This window comes from Serratia sp. JKS296, assembly GCF_900215445.1.
Taxonomy (GTDB): domain Bacteria; phylum Pseudomonadota; class Gammaproteobacteria; order Enterobacterales; family Enterobacteriaceae; genus Serratia; species Serratia marcescens.
Genome location: NZ_OCMX01000001.1, coordinates 1,759,305 through 1,782,701, shown reverse-complemented (window position 1 = coordinate 1,782,701; position 23,397 = coordinate 1,759,305). Strand labels below are relative to the sequence as shown.

Sequence of the window (23,397 nt, the reverse complement as noted above, 5' to 3'; positions counted from 1 at the left end):
ATTTAAATCTCCCCCGCGCTAAACTGGCGGCGGAATGCGGCGATCGCCGAAGCCGGTACACGCCAGGGGCCACAGTGAAGGTTGGCAGCCTGATACCCTCTTTCCACCAGCGCCTGATAGTGCGTCACGGCATGTTGCGGCTCTACCATCCCCAAGGTCGCCGGGTAATCAAACTTACCGGAGAGCAGGCTGGAAAGAATACAGCCGGTGATATGATGGGCATTGTCATCGTCTGCCGGGTATTGCAGTGCCCACTCCAGCGCCTTTGGCACATAAATGCGGTGCCGGATTTCCGCTGGTGCGCGCAGCGCTCCGCCTTCGGTGAACAGAATATCGCCCTGCGTTTCCAGGCGCTCAATCGCCCTGGATGCATCGAAGCAATGAGGGTCCGAATCGTCCACGACCAGCGTACCCGGGCGCAGCCGCGAGACATCCACAACGTCAGGGACATTAGTTGCCCCAACCAATGTCGTCGCCTCATAAATTTCATCCGGGCAAACTCGCCCCGAGGGAACAAACCTGAGTTTGCCTTCATAGCCCAGATCTTCACGCAGATGCCGCATCAGCGCATCAAGAGCTTCACGGCGGGAGTAAAGATCGCACAACGTCAGGCTGCGCGGATGGGGCAATACCTTCAACATCAGCGTAAGTGCCGCAGTGCCTACAGACCCTAGTCCAATGAAACTCAGATCCTCATCGGTCAGATTGCGACCGGCAACCTGTAGCAGTTTTTGCAATGACAGCACCACAGCCGATGTGGTGGTCGCATGCCCCGTAGTGATCAGAGGTTGGTCAGGGCGATGGCGGATATCCTGACCATAGCGGGTGGCCGATGGGATCAGACCCGTGAGTGAAACGGCGCGCGCGCCCAGCGAATGGGCAATGTTCAGGCTTTGCTCAACCAGCCGGACGATATCCCCACTTTGAGAATATATTTGCCCGTAGGTGCGCGGCAACGTCAGCGTAGCGATCCGTCCTTCAGGAAGCTGACGGATATTGCTAAGCAGGGGTAAATCACCGCAAATACCGTGGGTAATATCCCGCAAACTAAAACCGTTACCCACCACACGATCGTTCAGGCATGTAATAGACACCGCATCGACCGGCGGCTCTTCTCCGGCAGCAAAAAGCGTCAGTAATGGCCGCTGATCCAGGGTCAGCCAAGGCGCAGGTTGATTTTCCAGCACCTCTTGGACTTCATTGGCAGTTTTAGCGCGTCGGGATAATTGAGCCAGCAGCTTATTTTTCAATTCTGGGCTCAGGGCAGACAAGGATGGATTCACATCAGACATATCAGTTTACCTTAGGCTCTTGCCCTACCGGGCAGGAATGAGTGGGAGCAAGCTCACGCAAAAGGGCCAGACTCGCCAGCGTATCTTCGACACTGACGCCAAAATCAATCAGGCAGGCGATCTCATTGACTCCCATGGCACTCAAGGTGTGGGTGAGCCGGCGGCATTTTTCTACCGGGCCAAAGAGCGCGGCCTGCTCGAAATAACGCTCGAAAGCAAATTCGAGGAACTGCTCTTTGTTGGCATTCACACTTTGGCTGATATCCGCATCCACCAGACCATCGTATTGGCGGATATATCCCTCCAGATAACGCAACATGGGCTCACGAACCAGTGACTTAGCCCGGTGGATGTCGTTGTCCAGATAGGTATGCAACATCACGCTGATGGTTCCCTCTTGCGGCTCAAGGCCTGCTTTTTCTCTGGCCTGGCGATAACGCATAATGTTCTCTTCCAGCATGCTGAGAGAATTGCCCAGCATACAAAGCACGTTGCAACCTTGCTCTCCGGCCCGAACCCAGCCCTCCGGTGAACTGCAGGTCAGCCAGTAGCGCAGCGCGGGCTGTACCGGGCGTGGCCAGGTGCGGACCTTAACTTTTTCCCCGTCAACACCCGGCACGGTGACCTCTTCCCCTCTCCACAGACGTTGCATTTGTTCCATTCCTCTGGCCACCCGCTCACGACGGTCATGCCAGGCTTCAGGGCGTAAGGCAAAATCTCCTTTGTGCCATCCGCTGGCTAGTGCCAAAGCAACTCGCCCATTGGAGAGGTTATCAACGACCGACCACTCCTCGACAATCCGCACCGGATTGTGCAGAGGCACCACGACACTGCCCGCCCGCAGTTCCAGATTTTCTGTATGCACGGCCAGTGCCGCGGCCAGCACTGAAGGGTTGGGATACAGACCACCAAACGCGGTGAAATGCCGCTCCGGCAACCAGATAGCTTTAATCCCGTTGCGGTCTCCAAATTCGGCACAGCGGAACAACATGTCATATTTATTGGCCGCGCCATCTTCATCACTGGCCGAGAAAAAAAACAAACTGAAATCTAGTGTGCCGGTGGTCTCGGGCAACGGTTTCTGTGCTCTTTGCGTGCTACGCTGACGCAGTTGCTCCCTTTGCTGAGGCGTCAGCCCCGCCAACTTTTCTTTGAGGAATTCATTCATCAGTTGCCCCTTGCCCTTCCTGCAACAATGCCAGCAGTTCGCTTTCGGAAAGGTTACCCAACTCGCCGAGCAGCATGTTCAACTCTGCATCATCCACACTGTTGAATAGACGTTGTTCAATAAGCGCGGAGAGATCTGCTATCGTGGCGGCATGGAGCAATTCGGAGAGATGGATCTCGCAGCCAAAGTTGGCGTTAATCTTGCTTACAATCTGCAAAGCCCATAACGAGTTGCCACCGAGATCGAAAAAATTCTCATCAGGCTTGATAGAAGGCAGAGCCAGTACTTCCTGCCAGATAACGGTGACTTGCGTCTGAATATCACTCTCCAGAGCAGGACTGGTGGCATCGGGTTGTTTCATCGTGAGGTTCCTGACAGGGGTTGAGGTATGAGAATCGACAGGTGGTGCCATTACCATTAATTGGCTAAAAAAGGCCTGAATCTCTTGCTGGCTGCGATATTCCTTACCATCAAGACTCAGTGTCGCACCGCGAGAGGCTAACAACTGACTGATGGCGGTGGTATCAGCGATAGGATGAGGTTCTGCCCAGTAATTGCTACGGTTAAATCCGTAGCCCGGCAGGCTATACCGCTGAAGATCCAGAGGAGTGGTCATTAGTGCCCCATAATCTAACGCTACACCTTGGGTCCACAGTTCCCCCGCGGCCTGCAGCAGCGCGGCAGTTGAATGTTCTGCACGGGAGGCATGTGGCTGACTGCTGATCGTCACGGCGTCAGGCAAGACGCCGCGGGTCAGTGATGACAACGCGTTGCCCGGTCCGCACTCCAGCAAGACGTCCACTCCCTGCGAAGCAATACATTCCAGCCCCGCCGCAAACTGCACCGGTTCACGGATGTGATCCGCCCAATAATGCGCGGACAACGCCATTTCAGTGGTCAATATCTGGCCGGTGACATTCGAAACAATCGGAATGAGGGGCGCATTACGGGGTGTGGCAGCCACGGACTGAAGAAACTCTTGTGCCGCAGGCGTCATGGAGGCCGTGTGGAATGCATGTGAAGTCTGCAAATAACGGCAGGCGACTTCCTGTTGCAATAGAACCTTTTCCAGCTCCTCAAGCAGCGTAGCATCGCCGCCCACCACACAGGTGTTATGCTGGTTGATGACGGCAATTTCCAGCCCAGGCGGTAGCAGAGTCTTCAGGATAGTGGCACTTTGCGACACCGACATCATGCGTCCGGGGCATGCGGCCTGCATCAGACGTCCCCGCAGGCACACCAGACGCATGGCATCATCAAGGGAAAATACCCCCGACACACAGGCGGCGACCCACTCGCCAATGCTGTGGCCGAGTAATATCTCCGGCTCAACCCCATGCTGACGCCACCATTGTGCCAGCGCCCACCCGGTCGCAAACAAGGCCGGTTGCGCATACTCTGTGGACATTAACGTGTTTGCATCCGACTCCAGCAGTGTCAGCAGGTCAACGTCAAGATGGCGATGCAGACAGCGTGCCGCCTGATCCAGCCAGTCACGGTAATCCGCCCGTTGATGATAAAGCGCCAGCGTCATTTGTGGGTATTGAGAACCTTGTCCAGGGAACAGGAAGGCCACCCTGCAGTCGTCCCTGATAACCTTTGTACTGATATCCGCCGCCAGTAACTTTTTGGCCGCCTGATCGACCTTTTCTGCCGTGATTGCCATGCGCCAGGTAAAGTGGCTACGGCTTAAGGCCAGCGTGGTTGCCAGACCCGCTAAATCAGCATCCGTGTGTGACGCCAGCTTCGCCGCTAGATTTTGCCGCTGGTGTTCCAGAGCAGCCTGACTTTTAGCTGACAGCAGTAACAGCGACGGCTGCGCGAGGGTTACAGGCTGAGAGGTCTGTTCTGGCGGTTGTTGCAAGATCAAATGGACATTGGTGCCGCCAATACCAAAACTGCTGACAGCGGCCAGACGCGGCATGCGGTCGGATTGCCAGGACTCTTCCTGTTGTGCAATACGAAACGGTGACTCTGTTAATTTCAATGCTGGGTGAGGAGTTTCACAATGCGGCTGTGGGGGAATAATCCCATCACGTACTGCACAACATGCCTTGATCAGCCCGGTGACCCCGGCGGCGGTACCAAGATGGCCGATATTGGCCTTGATAGATCCCAGCGCACAGAAACCAATACGCCCAGTATGCTGCATCCAGGCCTGAGTCAGCGCACGAATTTCAATAGAATCACCCAACTGAGTGCCGGTACCATGAGTTTCTATATAACCGATATCGTCTACGCTGACATTCGCAACAGCCAGCGCATCGGCAATAACGCGAGCTTGCCCGCTGACACTGGGAGCGGAATACCCGACTTTGTCATTACCGTCGTTGTTAACAGCACTGCCGAGGATCACTCCGTGGATAGCATTACCATCTCGAAGCGCATCCTCAAGGCGCTTGAGAGCAACAATGGCAATACCGGCACCGTCGATCGTGCCATTAGCATCCACTGAAAATGGGCGACACAGGCCATCCGGTGATAAGAATCCACCGGGGATGGCTAACTGAGACTCAGCGCTAAAAGCCGGTATTGCGGCCCCGCCCGCCAGCGCAACGTCGCATTCCCAGGTCAGAAGACTGTTACAGGCAAGATGAACGGCAAGCAGCGACGTCGAGCAGGCCGTATTGACACTAATGGCCGGGCCACCCAAGCCCAGACGATAGGCAATAAGCGTAGCCGCACTGTCTTTGCGGTTCATCATTTGCAAATAGTCCGGGCCAAAAGCGGCTAAATGACGGGGGTTGTGCTGTAAATGTTCTTCGAAATAGCGGGAGTGGCGTACACCGGCGAAAATACCCGTGCGCAAGCGCTGATCTTCATGGCATCCGCCAGCCTGTTCCAATGCCAGCCAAGATTGCGCCATCAACAACCGAAGCTGCGGGTCGAGAGCTTCGGCCTCTATTGCACTTAACCCGAAAAATTCGGCGTCAAAAAATTGAGGATTTTCGAGAAGTGGACGACGATGGATCCAATTTTGCCCCGGTTTTTCTTCAGTGGTTGCTGGAAACTCATGAATTGAAACAATGCCAGACTTAATATTTTTCCATAACAAATCGACGTCTTCGGCGCCTGGGAAAACCCCTTGCATTGCAACGATGGCTATATTCATTTTTATTTACCAGAAAAAACATTGAAAAGCGCCTACCGAAAAGGCACCACGTTTATTCCTGGCAATAAATTACTACTTATAAGATAAAATTATATTTTATGTATTATTATTTAATAATTAACTTTAGTTTTTTTACTATATATCTTTGTAATGAAGTGTCAATACCATTGACATGAAAAATTCACAAAAATCAAATCACCCTTTAGACTGGCATTGCTTTCACATAAAAAACCAAAATCCTTATCATTATTTTGCCACCTCACTAACTTTTAGTCCCGAGAAAGAATAAAATGCTAATGGCAATTGTTGAGATAAAAAACAAAAAATTACCAGTGAGGTTAAAATACAAAAAAATCAATCGGATAGCATAGATTTTTTACCCTTACCTAATTTCATAAGAGGATTTTATGACAATGAGCTATGGAATAAGAACTTCTTATTTTCAATAAAAACCCAACATCTTGCCGAAACATACAGCTTCAGAGCGGCCAACATAAACCCCATAATTTTCAATAACCTGATAACCGTTATTCAAATAAAAGTTTACCGCAACATGATTAATCCTTCTGGTTTCGAGACAGATACGCTGATAACCATAACTTTTAGCCGCGGATTCTAACTCTTGCAGAATTCTTAGTCCTAGTCCGGATTTCTTTTCCATTGCAAACATCCTTTTGAGTTCACAAGTTGTAGAACTCAAAGGACGAAAACCGCCACATGCAACGGCCTCTCCGTTTCTCAACGCCAGTAGAAACAGTGCACTTTCTTGGGAAAAATCTGCTAAATCGGCATTCTTCGAACCATCATTTCCTGTTATGTGATTAAGAGCTGCGTTTAATTGTTCAATTAACAAAATAACACGTTTGTCATTTGACGGGTCTATAACAGGTTTGATTTCAATATTCATTATTACCTCAAATTTTTTGTTAAAATTAAGTTCGAAGCGGCAAAGCTGGTTGTCGACCATGGATACACGCACGTGAAAGCCGCTGAGACAGTCAATGTCAGTCATTCGCACCTCCTTGGGCATCGGACTTGTTCATCTTTCGAGCTTGCTATCATACCTGCTTTTCGGGCAATCAGCGAAACAGGACCCCGTTGCTATAGACCGAGTTATGCTGTTTGATGGTGAATCTCGTTAACGACGAAGATCGCCTGTCATTTTGGCTACAGCACTTTGGTGACATTCCGCAATGGCTACATCTCGAGTCACCGATATTTTCCTGGCTCAACCTCTTGTGTAAGGACTATCACGGAGATTATTGGAAGTTTTACACCCTCAGTAACGGGGGAGCATTCATTATCCCGTCTGCCGAAGGCGAGTACACGCTCTTTAACGCACTCAACGGCAATAGCGCAACGGTGGGACATGAGGCCGCCGGTATCATTGCTTGCCTCATCACTTACAGCCATCACGCCTGCCGCACCGAATGCGACGCCATGACCGAACACTACTATCGCCTGCGGGATTACGCCCTCATCCATCCCGAAAGCAACGCCATTATGCGCATCATCGACTAACCTTTCAGACAACGACACCCCATCATGATGAATATCACCTTACCCCCGACAACCGCCGGTCTGCCGTTACCCACCCAACGCACCATTCAACGTGCTCTGGCGTTGCTGGAGCAGCATTTACGCAAACCGGGTGAGCCCTTCACTGCCCCGTTCATGGTACGCGACTGGCTGCGCCTGCAGATGGCCCGGCTGGAGCGCGAAGTCTTTATGGTGCTCTATCTCGATAACCAGCATCGCCTGCTGGCGCATGAGACCTTGTTTAGCGGCAGCATCGCCAGCACCCAGGTGCATCCGCGTGAAATCGTGAAGGGTGCACTGAAGCATAACGCCGCCGCGGTCATCGTGGCGCACTGCCATCCCTCAGGCCATGCCGACCCCAGCGAGGCAGACAAACTTATCACCCAACGGATACAGGACGCGCTGGCGCTGATTGACGTCCGGGTGCTGGACCACTGCATTGTCGGCGGTCTGACGGTGTACTCGTTCGCCGAACACGGGCTCTTATGATTTATCCGACTCAATTAGGAGGTACTACATGCCATCACCCCATAATGTTCCCGCCTGGGACTAAAACGCAACGTCACGCCGCAGTTTGGCGCCCGTCTGGTACAGGAGGGGGAACGACTGCATTTTCTGGCCGACCACGCTGACATCGGCGGAATTTTCAGCGACGCCCAGCGCCGTGACTTGGAGAATGCTTTTCCGCAATTTATCAAGCATCTGGAATTGATGCTGCTATCTGGTGAGCTCAATCCGCGCCATCAGCACTGTGTCACGCTGTATTGCCATGGCCTGACCTGTGAAGCAGACAGCCTCGGCTCATACGGCTACGTCTACATTTCGATTTATCCGACACCTGAAACACTCAGGTAAAACTCTCCCGTATTTTTAGTCTCACATCATTTTACTATCCAACAAAAGAGATACGCCTTATGCGAACAGTACCCGTATCATCCACTCGGGCGGCTTCGTCGTGCCCGTCCCCCATAACTGTCTGGCAATCCTTGCTCGCCTACCTGCTGGCGCAGCACTACGGCCTGATGCTCAACGACACCGCATTCAGCGACGATCCGTAATACAGGCCCATATCGGTGACGATATCTCCCTCACGGATGCGCTGAATGCCATGGTGGAAAAGTTTGATCTGGTACGCATTGACCGCCGGGGCTTCACCGGTCAGGCGCAATTGCCCCTCGTGAACGCCATAGATATTCTACGTGCCCGCCGGGCCTGCGGCCTGATGACGCGAGCAGGTTACCGGGAGGTCACACGTGCCATCCAGGGAGGCAAGCGCTCATGAACTGCGACACTCTCCCCATCGGCGCGCTGCTCACGGGTATCCAGTGCAGTACCGCCCACATCACCGACGGCGATAACTCTCTGCTGTATCACGCATCACACCAACAGGAAGAGTATGGCCACGGTGAGTGGCTCCATTTTACCGGAGCGGGGTACCTGATTAGGCTCAATGCCTGGCGACATCCGGTACTTCATCTTAAACGGCTAGGAGTGTCAAAAGCCTGCCGTCGGCTGGTTGTTACGCTGATGAATCATCACCCTATCGCTCTTCTGAATCTCGATGCGGCAGGCGATATCCTGTCGGGGATTGAGACCTTTGACTGGTGAATGCCCCGGCATGCTCCCTGACCCGAACACAATGACAGCTACCACAACATAGCACCCGCCCTTAAACCGGCGGGTGTTTTCATTATGGAGTAGAAAATATGCAGACTGAACCTGAAGTATTAACTGACTACACAGCGGTGATTTGCTCCACCAGCATTGAACGTATCGTCACTGGTCGAAATACCGCGCTGGCGCAAATTGAAACGTTAATCCACCGGCTTGATGCTATCTCAACGCTGACCAACAGCATCGGTGGTGGCATCGCCAAAGACTGGGGGATGCGGCCGGGGCATCGCTACGATTATTGCTTTACAGAAAAGCCGGAAACCGCCATGAAAGCCATTACCCGCAGTATTGATCGCGATATATGGAGAGACCTCATGAATAAATCGGGAATGCTGAGCCTGATGGATGCACAGGCTTGCGCTGAATGGCACAACGGCTTGGAAAAAGAAAATATCCCCGCCATCAACGAAAGCAACATCCTCAGTACGTTTGAACAACTCCATCAGAGCAAAGAGGAGGTATTTGAACGTGGGGCGATTAACGTTTTCAAAAATCTGAGCTGGAATTACAAATCGAACTCGCCTTGTAAGTTTGGTAAGAAAATCATTGTGGAGGGCGTCGTAAAACACGACAGATGGGGGTTTGGTCTGAACTGGGGCTGGCAACGTGACCGGCTGACAGATCTTGAACGCATGCTGATGTTGCTTGATAGCAAACCGATCCCGGACAATCGCGAAGATGTCACTCGCCGTCTCGGCGATCACATTCACGCGCAAAGGAACAGCACTAGCTACGAGGATGAGATGTTTACGATAAGGTACTTCCAGAAAGGGACCGCGCATATCACTTTCAAACGCTACGACTTAGTTCACAAATTGAATGACATAGTCGCAAAGCACTACCCGAATATGCTGGCTAAGTGATAACGTGTTCTGCAGAAAGTTGTCTAATAGAGTCCAGAAGGAATCAAAGCAAGCTAGTCATGAATGGCATACTGATTGGCATACCGGAAGATAGTGAAATGATAAAAAACTATTTAACTCAATGATATAATGAAATTTAGTGGCGGAGAGAGGGGGATTTGAACCCCCGGTAGAGTTGCCCCTACTCCAGTTTTCGAGACTGGTCCGTTCAGCCGCTCCGGCATCTCTCCTGACAACGCTTGCTATCATGCCCGCTTTTGCGGCATTTTTACAGCATTAGCATACCGCTGAACGTTCAAGTGACGACTTTACGAGCAACCTGATGATTAAATGGCCGTGGAAAGCGACTCAACCCTCTCAACCCCAGGCAGACATCGAGGCCCAGTGGCAGGACGCGCTGGCGATCCCGCTGTTCTCGCCGCTGAATGAGCAGGAGCGGCAGCGGCTGGTGGCCGTCGCCGGGCAGATCTTGCAGCAAAAGCGCATCGTGCCGCTGCAGGGGCTGCAGCTCACCTCGCAAATGCAGGCGCGCATCGCCCTGCTGTTCGCCTTGCCGGTGCTGGAACTCGGCGCGGAGTGTCTCGACGGCTTCAACGAAATTCTGCTCTACCCCACCCCGTTCGTGGTGGAAGACGAATGGCAGGACGAGATCGGTCTGGTGCACTCGGGGCCGGTGGTGCAGTCGGGCCAAAGCTGGGAACAGGGGCCGATCGTGCTCAACTGGCAAGACGTGCAGGACTCTTTCGACCTTTCCGGTTTCAATCTGGTGATCCACGAAGCGGTGCACAAGCTGGATATGCGCAACGGCGGCGTCGCCACCGGCGTGCCGCCGATCCCGCTGCGCGAGGTGGCCGCCTGGGAACATGATCTGCACGCCGCGATGGAAAGCCTGCAGGACGAGATCGACATGGTCGGCGAAGAGGCCGCCAGCATGGATGCCTACGCCGCCACCGATGCGGCCGAGTGCTTCGCCGTGCTGTCGGAGTATTTCTTCAGCGCTCCCGAACTGCTGGCCGAACGCTTCCCGGCGCTGTATCAGCACTTTTGCCGCTTCTACCGCCAGGATCCGCTGGCGCGCCTGCTGCGCGGCCAGGCGGAAAACGACGCGCAATGGGCGGATTGACGAGCTTATTGCTCAGATACCGAGCAGTCGCACCGCCCGGGGCAATTTAGCGTTGACACACCCGGGGCCGCTGGATATCATGCGCCCCGTTCACACGATTCCTCTGTAGTTCAGTCGGTAGAACGGCGGACTGTTAATCCGTATGTCACTGGTTCGAGTCCAGTCAGAGGAGCCATATTTAGAGAAGCCCGCTTAAGGAAACTTAAGCGGGCTTTTTGCTGTTGGGCGTTTACAGCCCGCGTTGTTCCATCAGCAGCGCCAGATCGACCAAGCGGTTGGAGAAGCCCCACTCGTTGTCATACCAGGCGAGCACTTTCACCAGGTTGCCGCCGATCACCAGCGTGGACAGGCCGTCGATGATCGACGAACGCGCATCGCCCCGATAGTCGCTCGACACCAGCGGTTCATCGCTGTACCCCAGGATCCCTTTCAGCGGGCCGGACGCCGCCGCCGCGCGGAAAGCGGCGTTGATCTCCTCCACCGTCGCCGGGCGTTTCAGCGTCACCGTCAGATCGACGATGGAAACCACCGGCACCGGCACCCGCAGCGAATAACCGGTCAGGCGGCCGTCCAGTTCGGGGATCACCTTGCCGAGCGCCTTGGCCGCGCCGCTGGAGTAAGGCACGATCGATTCCGCCGCCGCCCGCGCGCCGCGCAGATCTTTTTCCGGCTGATCGTGCAGCGCCTGGCTGTTGGTATAGGCATGCGTGGTATTCATCAACCCGTATTCGATGCCGAACGCCTGATGCAATACCTGCGCGGCGGGCGCCAGCCCGTTGGTGGTGCAGCTGCCGTTGCTGACCACCTTATGCAGAGCCGGATCGTAGAGGTGATCGTTAACCCCCATCACCAGCGTAATGTCGTCATTCTTGGCCGGCGCCGAGATAATCACCCGCTTGGCGCCGCCGTGCGTGATGTGCACTTCCGCCTTGGCCTTGTCGGTAAAGAAGCCCGTCGCTTCGATCACCACGTCAACGCCCGCGCTGCGCCAGGGGATCTCGGCGGGATCGCGCTGCGAAAACACCTGAATCGGCCGGCCGTCCAGCAGCAGCTGGTTGTCGCCGGCTTCCACCCTGGCCGCCAGCGTGCCGGAAAGCGTGTCGTATTTCAGCAGGTGCGCCAGCGTCTTGCTGTCCGTCAGATCGTTGATCGCCACCACTTCAAAATCGCTGCGCCCCAGCGCCGCGCGCAGCACGTTGCGCCCGATCCTGCCGAAGCCGTTAATGCCTACTCTCACCATGATGCACTCCTCGTTTTTGGGCTTTGCCTAAAATCTAGCGCCGACCAGAAACGGCGTAAATGACGTTTACCAATCAATTTACGCCAAATTGCGCGCATGAAAGCGCTCGCGGTATTCGCTCGGGGTCAATTGCAGTTTGCGTTCAAACACCCGCCGCAGGTTAAGGCCGTTGCCGAAGCCGGTGGCTAAGGCAATCTGCTCGATGCCTTCCGCGCTCTGTTCGAGGCGCTGCCTGGCGGTATGCAACCGCCCCTCTTCGACGAATTTGGCGGGAGAAATGCCCGTCTCGCGGGTGAACACCCGGGTAAAGTTGCGCGGGCTCATCGCCACGCGCTCGGCCAACCGATCGACGCTGAGATCGTCGGCGAGGTTTTCCAGGATCCAGGATTGCAGGTCACGGATCGGCCCCGGCGATTTGGCCTGGTTGAGCGGATAGCGGCTGAACTGCGCCTGCCCGCCGGGGCGACGCAGAAACATCACCAGATCCTGCGCCACTTCGCGCGCCTGCACGAAGCCGTAATCATCCTCCACCAGCGCCAGCGTCAGATCGAAGCCGGAGCTGACGCCGCCGGAGGTCCAGATCGGCCCGTCCTGCACGTAGATTGGGCCGTTTTCGACCTGCACTCGCGGGAAGCGCGCCTGCAGCGTCTCCGCCAGCCGCCAGTGGGTGGTCGCCCGCCGCCCGTCCAGCAACCCAGCTTCGGCCAGCAGCAGAGCCCCGCCGCAAACCGAAGCGATACGGCGCGCCTGCGGCGCCGCGCGACGCAGCCAATCGGCGACCAGGGCGCCCTCTTCTTCGGTCGCCCCCTTGCCGGCGACGATCACGGTATCGCGCGGCTGGGCCGGATCGAGATCCGCCAGGCGATGATCGGCCAACAGGCTCAGCCCGGACAGGCCGTGCACCACCCGGTGAGATTGCGTGGTGGCGACCGCGATCTGATACAGCGGCGTCTCGGCAGGGCTCAGGCGATTAGCCTGCATCAGGATATCGGCGATGCCCGCCGCTTCGAACAGCATGCCCCCTTCAGGGACGATAATCAGGAATGAGTGCATGGCGATAATATAAATAACAATCAAAACAGGCCAGGCGACCACTGTATAAGAAAAGCCCCGTCGGTTCACCCTGCGGGCATAAAAAAAGCCCGCCGATAATCACCGGCGGGCCAGGAAGGAACGGCCATCAAGCCTGCGGCAGGTGCGCCCCGCCGGCGCGCGCCAATTGCGCCAACAGCGCCGTTTGAAACGCCTCATCGTGCACCGCCGCGTGAGGTTCAAGCCGCTGCTGGTGGTGCCAATAGCCGCCGGACGCCAGGGCCTGCGGTTCATCGCTGGTCACCAACCACGCCTGCGTCACATGCCCCAGCGCCAGATCGTCGGGCGCGTCCGCGCCGCCCATTTTGGTCGGCACCCAACCGGGATCGACCGCGCTGCTGATCACGTCAGGCCACAGGCGCGCCACGGCGGCGGCCAGCGCGGTGACGAACAGCTTGCTGTCCGAATAAGAACCGCCAGCGCCGCCAAGCCAATCCACGCCGTTCAGTTCCGCCACGCCGTCAAAATGCATGCTGCTGCTCAGGTAGACGACACGCTTGGGGCGTTCGATCAGGGCCGTCAGCAGGTAGGGCGCCATGACGTTCACCGGCATCACCTGCGGCCCGGTAAACATGCCGGCATTGTGGATCACCGCGTCCGGGCGGCCGAGGCGATTGACCTGCTCGGCAAGCTGCCGGATCTGCTGCACATCGGACAGATCGCCGATCGCCGCCTGCGCGCCCCGATCCAGCAAATCGCGCACCGCGGCCAAACGGCCAGGCTCACGCGCATGCAGGATCACCTGATGCCCTTCGTCCAACAGCGTTTGCGCGGCGGCGCGGCCCAGCCCGTCGACCGAGCCGGTAATGAAAATGCGTGACATGCCACTCCTCCGTTTAGCGCCAGCCGAGCGCCGGCGCGACATGGGTTAAAATCGATTCGATGACGTGCGCGTTGTAATCCACGCCCAGTTGGTTAGGCACGGTCAGCAGCAAGGTATCCGCTTCGGCGATGGCCTCGTCCTGCGCCAGCTGCTTGATCAACACGTCCGGCTCGGCGGCATAGCTGCGGCCGAAAATCGCTCGGGTCTGCGCGTCGATATACCCCAGCTGATCGCCCTCCTTGCCGCCGCCGCCGAAGTAGTTGCGATCCCGCTGATCCACCAGCGCGAAGATGCTGCGGCTCACGGAAACCCGCGGCTCGTGCGTATGGCCGGCCTCTTGCCAGGCGGCGCGGTAGGCGCGGATCTGCTTGGCCTGCTGGATGTGGAAGGGTTCGCCGGTCTCGTCGTTCTTGAGCGTCGAGCTTTGCAGATGCATGCCCAGCTTCGCCGCCCAGACGGCGGTGGCATTGGAACCGGCGCCCCACCAGATGCGATCGCGCAGCCCGGCGGAAAACGGCTCCGGCCGCAGCAGCCCAGGCGGATTCGGGAACATCGGCTGCGGATTGGGTTCGGCGAACCCTTCACCGCGCAGCGCTTCCAGGAACACTTCGGTATGGCGGCGGGCCATGTCCGCGTCGGTCTCGCCGTCGGCCGGGGCATAGCCGAAATAGCGCCAGCCGTCGATCACCTGCTCCGGCGAACCGCGGCTGATGCCGAGCTGCAGCCGCCCGCCGGCGATCAGATCCGCCGCGCCGGCGTCCTCCACCATGTACAGCGGGTTTTCATAACGCATGTCGATCACGCCGGTGCCGATCTCGATGCGTTGGGTTTTGGCGCCGATGGCGGCCAACAGCGGGAACGGCGATCCCAGCTGGCGCGCGAAGTGGTGCACGCGAAAATAGGCGCCGTCCGCCCCCAGATCTTCGGCGGCGACCGCCAGATCGATGGACTGCAGCAGCGCATCCGCTGCGGAACGGGTGCCGGACTGGGCGGAAGGCGACCAGTGGCCAAACGAGAGAAAACCAATTTTTTTCATCGGGCATCATCCTCAGAGGCAAAACATGGGCCTACAGTGACAAAAACCGCGCGCTCTGCGCCAGCAAAATCGCCCCCGATCGCACTAAACGAACCGATTGCCGCCGCGCCGCCCGGCGATTGTAATCAAAAAACAAATGTCGTATAACAAGCAGCTCCGAGGGGTGTCCTGTTACGGGCTGAGATGGCGCAAGCCGAACCCTTTGAACCTGATCTGGGTCATGCCAGCGAAGGGACGGTTAGGCAACAACGCGATCACCCGTTGCCTGTTCATACCCCAGCGTGCCCGGATCTCCACTGACTCAAGGAGGTCCCATGTCCATCACTACCCTGTTCGAAAGCGGTCTTTACGGCCGGCTGCGCCACCATGCCGGCAGCCACTGGCAAGATTACGTCGATCATCCGTTTCTGCAGCAGCTGGCCGCCGGCACCTTGCCTGAACGCGCTTTTCGCCGCTACCTGACCCAGGACTATCTGTTTCTGCTGCACTTCGCCCGCGCCTACGCGCTGCTGGTCAGCAAGCTGCGCACTCTGCCGGAGATGCGCGCCGCCACCGCCTCGCTCAACGGCATCGTCGCCGAGCTGCCGTTGCACGTGGCCTACTGCGCCGAATGGGGGTTGAGCGAAGCGCAGATCGCCGCCCAGCCGGAGGCGGCGGAAACCATGAACTATACCCGCTACGTGCTGGACATCGGCCATGCCGGCGACGCCCTCGATCTGTTGGCCGGTCTGCTGCCCTGCGTGGCCGGCTATGCCGAAATCGGCCTGCGGCTGCTGCACGATCCCGCCACTCAGATGGAGGGCAATCCTTACGCCTCCTGGATCCGCAACTACGGCGACGAGGGCTATCTGGCCGGCGTGCGCGCCGCCATCGAACTGCTGGAAACCGTTGGTCAGCAGCGCGGCGCACAGGGCCGCTTCACCGAGCTGGCGCAGATTTTCACCACCGCCACCCAGCTGGAGTCGGCATTTTGGCAGATGGGGCTGAACGCCTCATGACCTCCCCGCTTCTCCCGCCCGGCATCCAGGTGCGGGATCTCAGCCTGCATTTCGGTCAGCAAATCGTCTTCGACCGGCTGAGCTTCGACATCGCCGGCGGCAGCTTCGTCGCCCTGCTCGGCGCCAGCGGCGCCGGCAAAACCAGCCTGTTGAAGATCATCGCCGGCCTGGCGCAGGCCAGTTCGGGTACGGTGATCGGCAGCGACGGTTTGCCGATCGCCGGGCGCATCGCCTACATGGGGCAAAAAGACCTGCTCTACCCGTGGCTGACCGTCGAAGAGAACGTCGCCCTCGGCTCGCGGCTGCGCGGCGAGACGCCGGACCGGGCGTGGGTGGCGCATCTGCTGGAGCGCGTAGGCCTGGCCGCGCATGGCCACAGCCTGCCCGCCGCGCTGTCCGGCGGCATGCGCCAGCGCGCCGCCATCGCCCGCACGCTCTACGAACGCCAGCCGATCGTACTGATGGACGAACCCTTTTCCGCGCTGGACGCCATCACCCGCGCCGAGATCCAGAGCCTGGCCGCCGAGCTGCTGGCGCAAAATACCGTGCTGTTGATCACCCACGATCCGATGGAAGCCTGCCGCCTGAGCCACCGGTTGCTGGTGCTGTCTCCCTGGCCGCTGGGCCTCGACGATACTCACCGCATCAGCGGGCTACCGCCACGCGCGACGGATGACGCCGGCCTGCTGAAAAGCCAGGCCGAGCTGCTGCAGCAACTGGTGAGGGCGGCGCAATGAATATCGCCAAAGAGCGTGGACTCACCCGCCTGCGGCGCGGGCTGACGGTGTTTGCCGGCCTGCTGCTGCTGTGGTGGCTGGCGGCGCAAAGCGGCATTCCGGCCTTTCTGCTGCCCACGCCGGGCGCGGTGGCGCAGGCGCTGTGGGACGGGCGCGGCTATCTCGCCTGGCACACGCTGGTCACCGCTTCGGAGATCGTCAGCGGGCTGGTGCTCGGCGTGTTGCTCGGCGCGGCGCTGGCGCTGTGCATGATTTTCTCGCCGCGCCTGCAACGCTGGCTGATGCCGCTGGTGCTCACCAGCCAGGCGATACCGGTGTTCGCCCTGGCCCCGCTGCTGGTGCTGTGGTTCGGCTTCGGCATGAGCGCCAAGGTGGCGATGGCGGTGCTGGTGATTTTCTTCCCGGTGGTGTCGGCCTTTTTCGACGGGCTGCGCCGGGTCAACAACGATTATCTCGATCTGGCGCGCACGATGCGCGCTTCGCGCTGGGCGCAGCTGCGGCACGTGCGGCTGATGGCGGCGCTGCCGGCCTTCGGCTCCGGCCTGCGCATGGCCGCCGCCGTCGCGCCGATCGGCGCCATCATCGGCGAATGGGTCGGCTCGGCCGAAGGGCTGGGCTACGTGATGCTGAACGCCAACGCGCGCATGCAGACCGACGTCTGCTTCGCCGCGCTGTTTATTTTGGTGCTGATGACCGTGCTGCTGTGGGCCGCGGTGGATGCGCTGCTGCGGCGCCTGATCGCCTGGGCGCCGGAAAACGACTGATGATTGCAACCATAACCAGGGATAAAGGAACGACCATGATCAAACAAACCGTTTGCGGGCTGCTGCTGGGCGCCGCCATCACCGGCCAGGCCGGCGCTGCCGAAAAGCTGACGCTGGTGCTCGACTGGTACATCAACCCGGATCACGCGCCGATTATGGTAGCCGAGCAGATCGGCGCCTTCAAGGCCGCAGGGCTGGACGTCAAGATCGTGCCGCCGTCCGATCCGGCGCTGCCGCCGCGGCTGGTGGCCGCCAAACAGGCCGACCTTGCCATCACCTATCAACCGCAGCTGCATTTCTTCGCCGATCAGGGCCTGCCGCTGATGCGCGTCGGCACGCTGATCAACACGCCGTTGAATACGGTGATCGCGCTGGATAAAAACATCACGTCGCCGGCAGATCTCAAGGGCAAAACGGTGGGTTACTCGGTCAGCGGCATCGAACAGGCAACGCTGGCCACCATGGTCGAACACGAACACCTCAAGCCGCAGGACATCAAGCTTATCAACGTCAACTTCCAGCTGACCAGCGCCCTGCTGGCGGGCCAGGTCGATGCGGTGATCGGCGGCTACCGCAACATCGAAGCGCTGGAGCTGAAGCTGCAGGGTAAAGAACCGGTGGTGTTCAACGTCGAAGATTACGGCGTGCCGGCCTACGACGAGCTGATCATCGTCGCCAACCGCGATGCGGTGAACGAGCCGAAAATCCGCAAATTCCTCGCCGCGCTGAAGCAAGGCAGCGACTACCTGCACGCGCACCCGCAGGACACCTGGCTGGCGTTCGCCAAGGCGCACCCGGAGCTGAATACCGAGCTGAACAAACAGGCGTGGCAAGCCAGCCTGCCGCTGTTCGCGCGCGATCCGGCCAAGTTGGATCGCGCCCGCTACCAGGCTTACGAACAGTTCCTGTTCGACAACAAGCTGATCAAGAAAATCACCCCGGTGGAACAGTACGCGGTGGAGCTCGACTGATCATGCCGAGGCGGCCGGCGGCGCCACCGTCACCTCGCCCTGGCCACTGCGCTGCAAGGCCGCCTTCACCAACCCGTTGGCCTTGCAGCGTTCGATAAACGCGTTCACGTAGGCGGCGCCCTGCGTTTTTTGCCGCGGCACCGCCATCGCCTGGCGGATAGCGGTGAAATGCCCGTCCAGCACCCGGTAGCCGGGATGGGCGGCCGCGGCGGCCAACAGCGGTTGACGCACGCCGGCCGCCGCCTCCAGCCCCCGTTCGAAAAACAGCGCGATCGCCTCGGCGGAGGTTGCCGCCCGCACCAGCTGCGCCTGCTGCAGCGTGCGCGATAAAAACAGATCGTACGCCGCCCCCTGGCCGACCGCGATGCGCACCTCCGGCCGGTCGAGCTGCGCCGCCTCAAAGTAAGGTGCGTCGTTCGCCACCAGGTAAGTCCCCTCGATGATCACGTAGGGTTCGCTGAAAGCGATTTGCGCCGCGCGCACCGGCTCGATAGCCATAAACGCCAGGTTCCAGGCGCCGCTGTCCAGGTCGGCGAACACCTTGCCCGCCGCGTCATAGGTGACCAGTTCGAGCGCCACGCCCAGTTCGCGAGCCAGCGCGGCGGCCAGCTCCACCGAAGCGCCTTGCGGTTTACCGCCGGCCCCGGCCTGCGCCAGCACCGGATTGCCGTAGTTGATCGCCGCGCGCAACACGCCTTGCGGGGCCAGATCGTCGAGTACCGCTGCGGGGATTGTCTGCATACTTCCTCCTGAATGGCTGATGGGCGCACCGTCCGGCGCTCATTAAGCGTAGAGCGAAACCTCCGACCAGCAAGCTTTCGCCGCCGCGGCCGCCGTCGGCGTGATTAACGTCACACTATTGTCATAAAAATGTACAATAGCCGCCGTTCGTCGGCCGTAGCGGGAGATCGCGCGTTGTTCCGCCGCCGGCAATAGGCTATACCCTTCACTTTTCGCGCCGCGGCACGGTCGGCGGCGCAGACCAGGGCAGCAACGTTTTTTTCCAATCAGACAAGGTTTGGCGGATGGTTTTAGCAGTCGTTTCTTTTGTTCTCTTTTTGGCGTCGATTTTGATTTATCGCACCCGGGCCGCCGCCAACCGCTGGTGGTTCGCCATTCTGCTGACGCTGCTCGGCAGCTATCTGGTGCTGAACGTCATCCTGATCGCCAGCAACTACTTTACCGGCGACGGCATCACCGACGCGGTGATTTACACCGTCACCAGCAGCCTCAAAGGCGCGGGCATCAGCAAATACGTGCTGCCGTTCATCGGCCTGCTGGCGGCGTTGGGGCTTATCTTCGCGGTGCTGGCCCGCAGCCTGCTGCGCCGCAAAGCCAAAGGCAGCAGCGTGGCCTACAGCCTCGTCGCCGTGCTGCTGGCGCTGTTTTCGGTCGGCACCACCCCGGCATTTCAGGACATCTCGCTGCTGGTCAAAAGCCAGATCGTCGGCGATACCGCCGATTTCACCACCTACTACAAAGCGCCGAAAAAAACCGTACAGGGCAAGCGGCCGAACCTGGTGTACATCTATGCCGAGAGCCTGGAACGCACCTACTTCGATACCGAGCTGTTTCCCGGCCTGGCCGACGAGCTGAACGCCCTGCGCGCGGACAGCATCGATTTCAGCAATACCCAGCAATTGCCGGGCACCGGCTACACCATCGCCGGCATGGTCGCCTCACAGTGCGGCATTCCGCTGTTCGCGCCCTTCGACGGCAACGCCTCCAGCGCGGTCTCCACCTTCTACCCGGAGAACGTCTGCCTGGGCGACGTGCTGAAGGCCGCCGGCTACAGCAACTATTTCTATCAGGGCGCCGAGCTGGCGTTCGCCGGTAAAGACACCTTCCTGAAATCCCACGGCTTCGACCACGTTTACGGCTTCAAAGAGCTGCGCGATCAGGTCGCCGATCCGAGCTACAAAAACGACTGGGGCTGGTACGACGACAGCGTGCTGGACGTGGTGTACGGCAAGTTCGTCGAGCTGTCCAAACAGCGCCAGCCGTTCTCGCTGTTCACCCTGACCGTCGATACCCATCACCCGGACGGTTTTATCTCCGCCGGCTGCAGCAAGAAAAGCTACGCCTGGCAGAACAAGGAAAACCGCTCGCTGAGCGCGGTAGCCTGCAGCCAGCAACACATCGCCGCGCTGATCGACAAGATCAAACGCTCGCCCTATTTCAGCAACACCGTGATCGTGGTGTCCTCCGATCATCTGGCGATGAACAACACCGCCTACGACATCCTGACCAAACAGAAGCGCCGCAATCTGTTCTTCATCATCGACGGCACCCGGCCGCTGGCGGAACAGCGCAACGAGAAACGCAGCACGCTGGACAACGGCGCCACGGTGCTGGACGTGATGGGCGGCGACAACTACATCGGCCTTGGCCGCAGCAGCCTGTCGGCGCCGTCGCTGTCTACGGTGTTCCTGAATATCGAAGAGAAGATCAATGGCTGGAAACCGGCGGTGATCAACCAGTGGGGCCTACCGAACCGCATCAGCGACTACAGCGTGGACACGCGCCAGCGCAGCTTCAGCTTCTCCGGCGTCACCTACAAGGTGCCGTTCATCCTGCGGGTGGGCGATAACCGCATCGAACCGATGTTCAACGTCTACCTCTCCACCCCGCTGCGCAAACAGCTGGCCGGACTGGGGGCGGGGGAGAAATTCGTCTGGGTCGATAAATGCTACGAGATCGGCCGGGTCTGGGCGCCGCAGCTGGCGCTGAGCACCGACATCTGCGTGGCCTCCGGCACCCTCGCCTCGCCGCCGCAGATCGCGCAGGCCAGCGGCGAACGCTTCAACGGCAAGGTGAACTTCACCGGCCCGGCGGCGGACAGCGTCGCCGATTACCAAAACGCCGTCGCCCGCCTGCAGGTGGACGACGCGGCGGTGAAATACCGGGCGGACGCCATCGAGTTCATGCTGCCCGGCATGCCGGAACAGGTGAAGGCCATCACCGGCGTCTCCGCCGTCGAGGAATGGGGCCGCTGGTCCGACGCCAATCTGGCGCCGGCGGTCGACATCGATTACGTCGACCCGCTGCCGAAAAGCTTCGATCTGGTGCTGCGCGCCCGCGCCTACGGCAACAACGTCGGCGAACCGATTTCGGTGCGCGTCGGCGACGAAGAGCGCTTTGTGTCGCTCGGCGAACAGGACAGCACCGTCACCCTGCGCTTCGATAACCCGCGCGGCGCGCAGAAGATCAGCATTACCCCGCCGGCGCCGACCGAGCCGAAAGAGAACGCCAGCGGCGGCTTCACGCCGAAGAAGCTGGGCATCGGCCTGGTGTCGCTGAAGGTCGAAGCGGCCGCTCCCGCCTCCTGATCTCTCCGCCTTCACGGGCGCGGTAATTTCTTTGCCGCGCCCGTCATTTCAACCAAGCTTTTACGCCCTTCTTCGGCTAACCTGTGACGGTGAAACGCCGCCAATCCCGCCAGAGCCGGGACATCGAAGGAGAAAGTATGAGCTATGCCCCACCTCGCAGCGGCCTCAGCGCCGATCAGGCACTCGATCAACTGGAAGCCCTGTATGACGCCGCGGTAGACGCGCTGCGGCAGGCGGTCAGTGACTTTATCAGCCACGGCACCCTGCCGGATGCGCAAGCGCGCGCCGCCGGACTGTTCGTGTATCCCGAACTGCGCGTCAGCTGGGACGGGCAGCAATCCGGCCCGAGCAAAACCCGCGCCTTCGGCCGCTTTACCCATCCCGGCAGCTATAGCACCACCGTGACCCGGCCGCAGCTGTTCCGCAACTATCTGGCCGAACAGCTGGCGATGCTGGAACACGACTACGCCGCCCATATCGAAGTGGCGCCGTCGCAGCAGGAGATCCCGTTCCCTTATGTCATCGACGGCTCCAGCCTGGCGCTCGATCGTTCAATGAGCGCCGGCATCGCGCAGCATTTCCCCACCACCGAGCTGGCCCAGATCGGTGACGAGACCGCCGACGGCCTGTACCACGCCACCGACAACCATTTCCCGCTGTCGCATTTCGATGCGCTGCGCGCGGATTTCTCGCTGGCGCGTCTGCGACACTACACCGGCACGCCGGTGGAGCATTTCCAGCCGTTCGTGCTGTTCACCAACTACACCCGCTATGTGGATGAGTTCGTGCGCTGGGCCTGCGCCCAGATCGCCGATCCGGCCAGCCCGTACATCGCGCTCTCCAGCGCCGGCGGCACCTACATCACGCCGGAAACCAGCGCGCCCGAGCAAGCGGTGTCCGATCTGGCGTGGAAAAACCACCAGATGCCGGCCTATCACCTGATCTCGCGCACCGGCCAGGGCATCACGCTGATCAACATCGGCGTCGGCCCGTCCAACGCCAAAACCATCTGCGATCACCTGGCGGTGCTGCGCCCGAGCGCCTGGCTGATGATCGGCCACTGCGGCGGCCTGCGTGAAAGCCAGAAGATCGGCGATTACGTGCTGGCCCATGCCTATCTGCGCGACGATCACGTGCTGGATGCGGTGCTGCCGCCGGATATCCCGATCCCGAGCATCGCCGAGGTGCAGCGCGCCCTGTACGACGCCACCAAGATGGTCAGCGGCATGCCCGGCGAAGAGGTTAAACAGCGTTTGCGCACCGGCACCGTGGTCACCACCGACGACCGCAACTGGGAGCTGCGCTACTCCGCTTCGGCGCGCCGCTTCAATCTCAGCCGCGCGGTGGCGGTCGACATGGAGAGCGCCACCATCGCCGCTCAGGGTTATCGCTTCCGGGTGCCGTACGGCACGCTGCTGTGCGTCTCCGACAAACCGCTGCACGGCGAGATCAAACTGCCGGGCCAGGCCAACCGCTTCTACGAAGGGGCGATCTCCGAACACCTGCAGATCGGCATCTGCGCCATCGATTTGTTGCGCGCCGAGGGCGATCGTCTGCACTCGCGCAAGCTGCGCACCTTCAACGAACCGCCGTTCCGGTAACAGTGCTCAGGCCCGCTGCGGCGGGCCGTTTTTTC

General features: G+C 59.2%; 21 protein-coding genes, 2 tRNA genes, 1 pseudogene and 1 riboswitch. Of the genes and pseudogenes, 14 read left to right on the top strand and 10 right to left on the bottom strand.

Annotated features, from left to right (window positions below; translation table 11 throughout):
• Positions 1–2: 2 nt before the first annotated feature.
• The 4 genes from CRO23_RS08430 to CRO23_RS08415 all read right to left on the bottom strand — a co-directional run bounded on the left by CRO23_RS08430 (position 3) and on the right by CRO23_RS08415 (position 6,584).
• Entirely contained in the window at positions 3–1,292 is a 1,290-nt protein-coding gene (locus CRO23_RS08430) for an amino acid adenylation protein (protein ID WP_097101743.1), read from the bottom strand.
• A 1-nt stretch (position 1,293) separates the two neighbouring features.
• Entirely contained in the window at positions 1,294–2,460 is a 1,167-nt protein-coding gene (locus CRO23_RS08425; protein WP_016927141.1) for a MupA/Atu3671 family FMN-dependent luciferase-like monooxygenase, read from the bottom strand.
• Positions 2,453–5,572, bottom strand: coding sequence for a type I polyketide synthase (locus CRO23_RS08420; protein ID WP_097101741.1), 3,120 nt, complete (start codon positions 5,570–5,572; stop codon positions 2,453–2,455). Before CRO23_RS08420 ends, CRO23_RS08425 begins: the two co-directional genes overlap by 8 nt.
• Positions 5,573–6,014: 442 nt before the next feature.
• Positions 6,015–6,584: a GNAT family N-acetyltransferase gene (locus tag CRO23_RS08415; protein ID WP_097101740.1), complete on the bottom strand. Its 570-nt coding sequence runs from the start codon at positions 6,582–6,584 to the stop codon at positions 6,015–6,017.
• A 113-nt stretch (positions 6,585–6,697) separates the two neighbouring features.
• Here CRO23_RS08415 and CRO23_RS08410 point away from each other — a divergent pair, with 113 nt between their 5' ends.
• From CRO23_RS08410 to CRO23_RS08385, 6 genes and pseudogenes are all read left to right on the top strand, one after another.
• Positions 6,698–7,093: an antirestriction protein gene (locus CRO23_RS08410; protein WP_016927136.1), complete on the top strand. Its 396-nt coding sequence runs from the start codon at positions 6,698–6,700 to the stop codon at positions 7,091–7,093.
• A 27-nt stretch (positions 7,094–7,120) separates the two neighbouring features.
• On the top strand, positions 7,121–7,600 hold the full coding sequence (gene radC, locus CRO23_RS08405; protein ID WP_028128145.1) for a RadC family protein: 480 nt from the start codon (positions 7,121–7,123) through the stop codon (positions 7,598–7,600).
• 54 nt (positions 7,601–7,654) lie between these two features.
• Positions 7,655–7,966 carry a type IV toxin-antitoxin system YeeU family antitoxin gene (locus tag CRO23_RS08400; RefSeq protein ID WP_071525926.1) on the top strand — a complete coding sequence of 104 codons (312 nt, stop codon included), beginning with the start codon at positions 7,655–7,657 and terminating at the stop codon, positions 7,964–7,966.
• Positions 7,967–8,025: 59 nt separating this feature from the next.
• Positions 8,026–8,393: pseudogene (locus CRO23_RS08395) on the top strand (TA system toxin CbtA family protein).
• Entirely contained in the window at positions 8,390–8,719 is a 330-nt protein-coding gene (locus tag CRO23_RS08390) for a DUF5983 family protein (protein ID WP_097101738.1), read from the top strand. The pseudogene CRO23_RS08395 and the gene CRO23_RS08390 overlap by 4 nt, the downstream one beginning before the upstream one ends.
• A gap of 98 nt (positions 8,720–8,817) precedes the next feature.
• Positions 8,818–9,648, top strand: coding sequence for a DUF4942 domain-containing protein (locus tag CRO23_RS08385; RefSeq protein ID WP_016927131.1), 831 nt, complete (start codon positions 8,818–8,820; stop codon positions 9,646–9,648).
• A gap of 140 nt (positions 9,649–9,788) precedes the next feature.
• Here CRO23_RS08385 and CRO23_RS08380 read toward each other — a convergent pair.
• A tRNA-Ser gene (locus CRO23_RS08380) sits at positions 9,789–9,878 on the bottom strand.
• Between the two features lie 92 nt (positions 9,879–9,970).
• Between CRO23_RS08380 and mtfA the strand changes: the two genes are divergently transcribed.
• Complete coding sequence (gene mtfA, locus CRO23_RS08375) at positions 9,971–10,771, top strand: DgsA anti-repressor MtfA (RefSeq protein ID WP_097101736.1); 801 nt, start codon at positions 9,971–9,973, stop codon at positions 10,769–10,771.
• 99 nt (positions 10,772–10,870) lie between these two features.
• Positions 10,871–10,946: transfer RNA gene (locus CRO23_RS08370), tRNA-Asn, on the top strand.
• 54 nt (positions 10,947–11,000) lie between these two features.
• Here the strand turns inward: CRO23_RS08370 and gap are convergent.
• The 4 genes from gap to CRO23_RS08350 form a co-directional block, all read right to left on the bottom strand.
• Positions 11,001–12,011 (bottom strand): type I glyceraldehyde-3-phosphate dehydrogenase, encoded by a 1,011-nt coding sequence (gene gap / locus CRO23_RS08365; protein ID WP_016927129.1) that lies wholly within the window; start codon positions 12,009–12,011, stop codon positions 11,001–11,003.
• 78 nt (positions 12,012–12,089) lie between these two features.
• On the bottom strand, positions 12,090–13,064 hold the full coding sequence (locus CRO23_RS08360; RefSeq protein WP_028128346.1) for a GlxA family transcriptional regulator: 975 nt from the start codon (positions 13,062–13,064) through the stop codon (positions 12,090–12,092).
• 127 nt (positions 13,065–13,191) lie between these two features.
• The gene (locus CRO23_RS08355) at positions 13,192–13,926 is read right to left on the bottom strand and encodes an SDR family NAD(P)-dependent oxidoreductase (RefSeq protein ID WP_079449896.1); all 735 of its coding nucleotides are present in this window, start codon (positions 13,924–13,926) and stop codon (positions 13,192–13,194) included.
• Between the two features lie 13 nt (positions 13,927–13,939).
• Complete coding sequence (locus CRO23_RS08350; RefSeq protein ID WP_063990438.1) at positions 13,940–14,962, bottom strand: LLM class flavin-dependent oxidoreductase; 1,023 nt, start codon at positions 14,960–14,962, stop codon at positions 13,940–13,942.
• Positions 14,963–15,111: 149 nt separating this feature from the next.
• Positions 15,112–15,214, top strand: a riboswitch (TPP riboswitch).
• 62 nt (positions 15,215–15,276) lie between these two features.
• Here CRO23_RS08350 and tenA point away from each other — a divergent pair.
• The 4 genes from tenA to CRO23_RS08330 are packed head-to-tail and all read left to right on the top strand — an operon-like array spanning position 15,277 to position 18,432.
• On the top strand, positions 15,277–15,960 hold the full coding sequence (gene tenA, locus CRO23_RS08345; RefSeq protein WP_097101734.1) for a thiaminase II: 684 nt from the start codon (positions 15,277–15,279) through the stop codon (positions 15,958–15,960).
• The gene (locus CRO23_RS08340) at positions 15,957–16,697 is read left to right on the top strand and encodes an ABC transporter ATP-binding protein (RefSeq protein ID WP_097101732.1); all 741 of its coding nucleotides are present in this window, start codon (positions 15,957–15,959) and stop codon (positions 16,695–16,697) included. Before tenA ends, CRO23_RS08340 begins: the two co-directional genes overlap by 4 nt.
• Positions 16,694–17,461 (top strand): ABC transporter permease, encoded by a 768-nt coding sequence (locus CRO23_RS08335; protein WP_049299639.1) that lies wholly within the window; start codon positions 16,694–16,696, stop codon positions 17,459–17,461. The genes CRO23_RS08340 and CRO23_RS08335 overlap by 4 nt, the downstream gene beginning before the upstream one ends.
• A 35-nt stretch (positions 17,462–17,496) precedes the next feature.
• Complete coding sequence (locus tag CRO23_RS08330) at positions 17,497–18,432, top strand: ABC transporter substrate-binding protein (protein ID WP_049209463.1); 936 nt, start codon at positions 17,497–17,499, stop codon at positions 18,430–18,432.
• Here the strand turns inward: CRO23_RS08330 and CRO23_RS08325 are convergent, their stop codons facing one another.
• A complete protein-coding gene (locus CRO23_RS08325) occupies positions 18,433–19,173 on the bottom strand; it encodes a transporter substrate-binding domain-containing protein (protein WP_016927121.1) in 741 nt (246 codons plus the stop codon).
• Positions 19,174–19,457: 284 nt separating this feature from the next.
• Between CRO23_RS08325 and opgB the strand changes: the two genes are divergently transcribed.
• Together opgB and CRO23_RS08315 are read left to right on the top strand one after the other, a co-directional pair.
• The gene (gene opgB / locus CRO23_RS08320; protein ID WP_097101730.1) at positions 19,458–21,761 is read left to right on the top strand and encodes a phosphatidylglycerol--membrane-oligosaccharide glycerophosphotransferase; all 2,304 of its coding nucleotides are present in this window, start codon (positions 19,458–19,460) and stop codon (positions 21,759–21,761) included.
• Between the two features lie 137 nt (positions 21,762–21,898).
• On the top strand, positions 21,899–23,362 hold the full coding sequence (locus tag CRO23_RS08315) for an AMP nucleosidase (protein ID WP_097101728.1): 1,464 nt from the start codon (positions 21,899–21,901) through the stop codon (positions 23,360–23,362).
• Positions 23,363–23,397 lie beyond the last annotated feature (35 nt).